This is a genomic window from Enterorhabdus sp. P55 (genome assembly GCF_009911695.1).
Taxonomy (GTDB): Bacteria; Actinomycetota; Coriobacteriia; order Coriobacteriales; family Eggerthellaceae; genus Enterorhabdus.
Genome location: NZ_QWKK01000151.1, coordinates 1 through 4,006 on the forward strand (window position 1 = coordinate 1; position 4,006 = coordinate 4,006).

The window sequence follows — 4,006 nt, forward strand, 5'->3', positions numbered from 1 at the left end:
ACAACTCACAGCTTGGCGGAGGCCTCCCTATTTGTCACCACCCGGATGTAAACAACGTCTTGGCACTAAACAGCTAGGCGCGAACGAGATGGTGGTCAATGCGGTGGGCAACATCCTCGGCATGGTGCTCGCGTTTCTGGGCGGGGCGTGGGTGCCTCTGAGCCTCATGCCCGAGGTGGTGGCGACGCTCGCGCGCTTCACGCCCGTCTACTGGTACACCGACGCCCTCGACCGCTGCGCCTACCTGACCGATCCCACCGCCGAGGCGCTGGGTGCCGTGCTGGGCGACATCGGCCTGGTGGCCTTGTTCGCGGCGGTCGTCTTCGTCGCCGCCCTGGCCGCCGGCCGCCTGCGCGTCCAGAGCGCCGCCGCCGGAGGCAACGCCGCCGCGGCCCTCCCGACGACGTAGAGGGCGCCGCCCCGCCCAGCGCCCCTCTACGTCGTCGGGAGGGCCGCCAGGTGGGGCGGGCCTGGCGGTTGGGCGCGCGTCGGGGGGGCGGCCCAGCATGGGCGAACCCGCGCGTCAGGGGGATATGGCGCCGGCGTGGCCCTGTCCGGCGCGTCGTCTGGCACCATCCTGCGGCCAGGGGGGCGTCTCCCCTGGGACGGCTTGCATCGAGGCGGACGAGGCGCTGAGGGTGCTTCTCGGGTGTGTTGGGCGTTGGGTGGGTGCCCCCCCCCGTAGCGGGTGCCGAGCGAGGGGCGGCCCAGCATGGGCGGGCGTCGTGCGCCGGAGGGGCGACGCCGGCGCGACTCCCAGCTAGCCGCCTGGCGTTATCGTGCGACCTGGGCTCACCGCCTCGGGGGCAGTGGATGTCGGGGCGAGCGAGGCGCCGTCCCGAGGGGGCGGCCGCCGCGCGCTAGGGCCTCAGCATGGGCAGGCGCTGCGCGCAACGGCCGCCGGGCCTTCGAGGGGGCCGGCCTCCCATGCGACCCAGGAGCGTCCCGCCCCTCCAGAAGCATGCCGCCCAGCTTCCCATGGAAAGGCCCTGAGCCGCCGTGCAGCTCGGGGCCTTTCCCGTTTCACATGTTCCTACTTCGCAGCCTCCACGGGCTCTTCGACACCCTCGGCGGCCGTGGGGGTCGACGCCGCCGCCTGATCCTGCGCCGTCACGTCCTGCGACCCGGCGGCGTTGCGCTCAATGGGCGCGTTCGAGTCGGCGCTTTCGGTGTCGGGGTTCACCCGCGTGGCGTCCTCGGCGCCCTCGGCGGCCGTCGGCGTGGCGGCTGCTGCCAGGTTCTGGGCGCTCTGACCGGCCTGGTCGGGTGCGGTGGCGTGCAGGGTGAGGGCAGCCTGGCCCAGCGGGGCCAGCAGGCCATCGGCCAGCGTCTCCTCGTCGACGATCTGCACGACGCTCACTTGGGGCGCCCCCGTGGTCTGGGGCGCCTGCGACTCGGCGAGGGCGGGCTGGGCCTGCATGAGGGCGCCGGCGCCACTCAGCAGGGCGACGAGCCCCGCAGCGCAGAGCCCGGAGGCGAGCTTGCTTGCTTTTTCCATGTCGGTTCCTTCCGCTTGCGTGTCGCGCGATGCGTCGGGCACGGCTTGCCGTTGCGCTCCGAGGGGTCGCGCGCCCGGGCAGGCCGCCGCATCCTCGGATCGCTCGCGATCATAGGCCCCTGTCCCGTCCTGCTGCCTGCGTCTCCCTCATCCGTCGGCAGCCTGTGGCGTCTCCGTCATGCACGGGAAAACAACTGCGGCGCAGCTTGTCGGCGCGTTTTTGGACACTTGCTTCGAAATTCCGAGCGAAGCCCCCTCCAAAAACGCGCGTTCCCGGCCTTTGGAGAATCATGCAAAAGTCGCGACCTGGACAAACGCGTCGACGGTTCAAGGTGATGGCTTCGTCTGCCTCGGAATTTCGAAGCAAATGGCCAGAAATCGCGTTTGTATGTGTATGGGCTGCTGTGGGGCGCATGGTAAACTCTCTCCATGAGCCTCATTCTCAGCCATCGATCTGCGCTTGAGCTCCACCGGATGGGATGCCCCACAGAGCCCTTCCGAGGAAGCCTGCGCAGCGCATGGGCGAGTGAGAATGTAAACAGGAGTTTCGCTTTTGCCGTGCGAGACTCCATTACCCAGGCTCGCTACCTGACGCCTCCTTATCATTTCCTGGTTCCCTCTGAGGTCAAGCGAGCCTCGACGGACGACGTGATCTTCCATGCGGGCTGCCGTGAGCTGCCCGCTGGATCTCTGCGCCGCGTGGGGAGGGGCGTCTTCGTCGTCTCGCCGGAATGCTGCATGCGCCAGCTGGCGTGCGAGCTGGACGTGGCCCAGCTCGTGATGCTCGGTTACGAGCTTTGCGGATCGTACTCCTTCGCGGCGGACGGCTCGGCCGCCTTCGAGACGCTCCCGCAGACGAGCATAGGCAAGCTGCGCCGCCATGCCGAGGCGTCCCAGGGTGCCCACGGGGTCAAGCGCATGCGGGGCGCGCTGTCCCTCGTGGGGAACGGGTCGCGCTCGCCGGCCGAGACGGCGGTTGCCATGTTGCTTGGGATGCCTCACCGCTATGGCGGGTACGGCTTTCCCGCTCCTGTCCTCAACTACCGCGTCGATCCGCGGGGCAGCCGCCGGGCCCTTGTCGCCCAGTCGCACTTCTTCTGCGACCTCTGCTGGCCTGACCGGCGTGTGGCTGTGGAGTATGACAGCGACCTATGCCACACCGGCGCTGAGCGCATAGCCCGCGATGCTCGCCGTAGGGCAGACCTTCTCGCCCTGGGCATAACGGCTATCACGCTTACCCGGGCGCAGCTTTACGATGAGCGCGCCTTCCATTCGTTCGCGCTGATGCTCGCGAAGCGGCTCGGGTATCGCATTCGCATCCGATGCGAGGGATTCGAGGCGCGTCGCCGACTTCTACGACAAAGGACGCTCTACTAGCCAAGCCCTCGGGCCAGAGTTTGCAAGATTGTTCCGCGTTTCTGGCCATTTGCTTCGAAATTCCGAGGCAGAGGGGGTTGTACACGAGGGAGTTTCGGGCGTTTTCCCAGGTCACGAAAAGTCGTAGAGGAAAAGAGGAGGGGTTTTCCTCGGAATTTCGAAGCAAATGGCCAGAAAACGCGATTGCGCGTGCATTTAGCACAGAGGGTGGACGCGGGGGGGGAGCGTCGCAGGGGCAAGCGAGTCGGGGCGTCTTGTGCGAGGACGGGGATGCGCCGGGACAGCGCGCCGGCGCGCCAGGCGCGAGCGCGGATGGGAGCAGCGGACGTGCCGCATGAGAGCTCGGGCGCGCCGGCCGCGCTACTCCTGGATGATGACGCCGAGGCGGCGGGCGAGGGCGGCGGCCTGGTAGAGGTCGAGCTTGGCGCCGGCCACCTCGTCCATCGCGTCGGAGAGCACGATGCCCTCGAGCGTGCAGCTCGTCAGGTCGATGCCGGCGAGCGCGGTGCGGAAGAAGCTTGTGCCGATAAGCCGGACGTCGTCAAGGGTGACGTGGCGCAGCGTGGCCTCGGACAGGTCAGCGCCGGAGAAGTCGCAGGTCTGCGCGCTGAAGGCCCGCAGCCGCACCTGGTTGAGGCCGCAGAGCCCGCAGGCGCAGTCGGTCATGGCCACGTTCTCCAGGCTCGCCTCCATGAGCGAGGCGCCGGTGAGCTTGCAGTCGCGCAAGGAGCAGCGCGCGAAGCTGGCGCGGTCGAGCGTGGCGTTTGACAGGTCGCAGCGCTCGAAGGACACATCGGCGAAGGAGGCGCCTGTCAGGTCGCAGCCGGCTAGGCGGCAGTCGGCCAGGCGCGCGCCGGATACCTCCAGCTCGACCAAGGGGCGCCCGCTCGCGTCGAGCCCCGCGACCTCGACGTTCTCCCAGGGCTCGTCGCCCGGCTCCCAGGTGAGGGCGCGCATCGGATCGAGGGGTGCCGGATCGCGCAGCGGCGCGGGCGCGGCGGGGCGCAGGGGCGGCGTGGCGAAGGGATCGTGCGTGAGACGGGTCATGAGGCATCCTGACAGGGGGGGCTGGTCGGCAGGCGGGTGGGGCAGGAGAGGGGCGGGGCGGGAGGCGGGGATGGCGGGCACCGC

4 protein-coding genes are annotated in these 4,006 nt (G+C 69.3%); 2 read left to right on the forward strand and 2 right to left on the reverse strand.

Annotated features, from left to right (window positions below):
- Positions 1-88: 88 nt before the first annotated feature.
- Complete coding sequence (locus D1643_RS10030) at positions 89-409, forward strand: ABC transporter permease (protein WP_160710486.1); 321 nt, start codon at positions 89-91, stop codon at positions 407-409.
- 624 nt (positions 410-1,033) lie between these two features.
- On the opposite strand, the gene D1643_RS10035 is transcribed toward D1643_RS10030, so the two are convergent.
- Positions 1,034-1,498, reverse strand: a complete 465-nt coding sequence (locus D1643_RS10035; RefSeq protein ID WP_160710487.1) for a hypothetical protein — start codon at positions 1,496-1,498, stop codon at positions 1,034-1,036.
- Positions 1,499-2,056: 558 nt separating this feature from the next.
- On the opposite strand from D1643_RS10035, the gene D1643_RS10040 reads away from it, so the two are divergent.
- Positions 2,057-2,875 carry a hypothetical protein gene (locus D1643_RS10040; protein ID WP_160710488.1) on the forward strand — a complete coding sequence of 273 codons (819 nt, stop codon included), beginning with the start codon at positions 2,057-2,059 and terminating at the stop codon, positions 2,873-2,875.
- Positions 2,876-3,235: 360 nt separating this feature from the next.
- Here D1643_RS10040 and D1643_RS10045 read toward each other — a convergent pair whose 3' ends face one another.
- Positions 3,236-3,922: a pentapeptide repeat-containing protein gene (locus tag D1643_RS10045; protein ID WP_160710489.1), complete on the reverse strand. Its 687-nt coding sequence runs from the start codon at positions 3,920-3,922 to the stop codon at positions 3,236-3,238.
- Positions 3,923-4,006 lie beyond the last annotated feature (84 nt).

What these genes read in the sequence shown, in the direction of transcription:
- D1643_RS10030 (WP_160710486.1), top strand. Translation starts at nt 89, where the DNA reads ATGGTGGTCAATGCGGTGGGCAACATCCTCGGCATGGTGCTCGCGTTT.
- D1643_RS10035 (WP_160710487.1), bottom strand. Translation starts at nt 1,498, where the DNA reads ATGGAAAAAGCAAGCAAGCTCGCCTCCGGGCTCTGCGCTGCGGGGCTC.
- D1643_RS10045 (WP_160710489.1), bottom strand. Translation starts at nt 3,922, where the DNA reads ATGACCCGTCTCACGCACGATCCCTTCGCCACGCCGCCCCTGCGCCCC.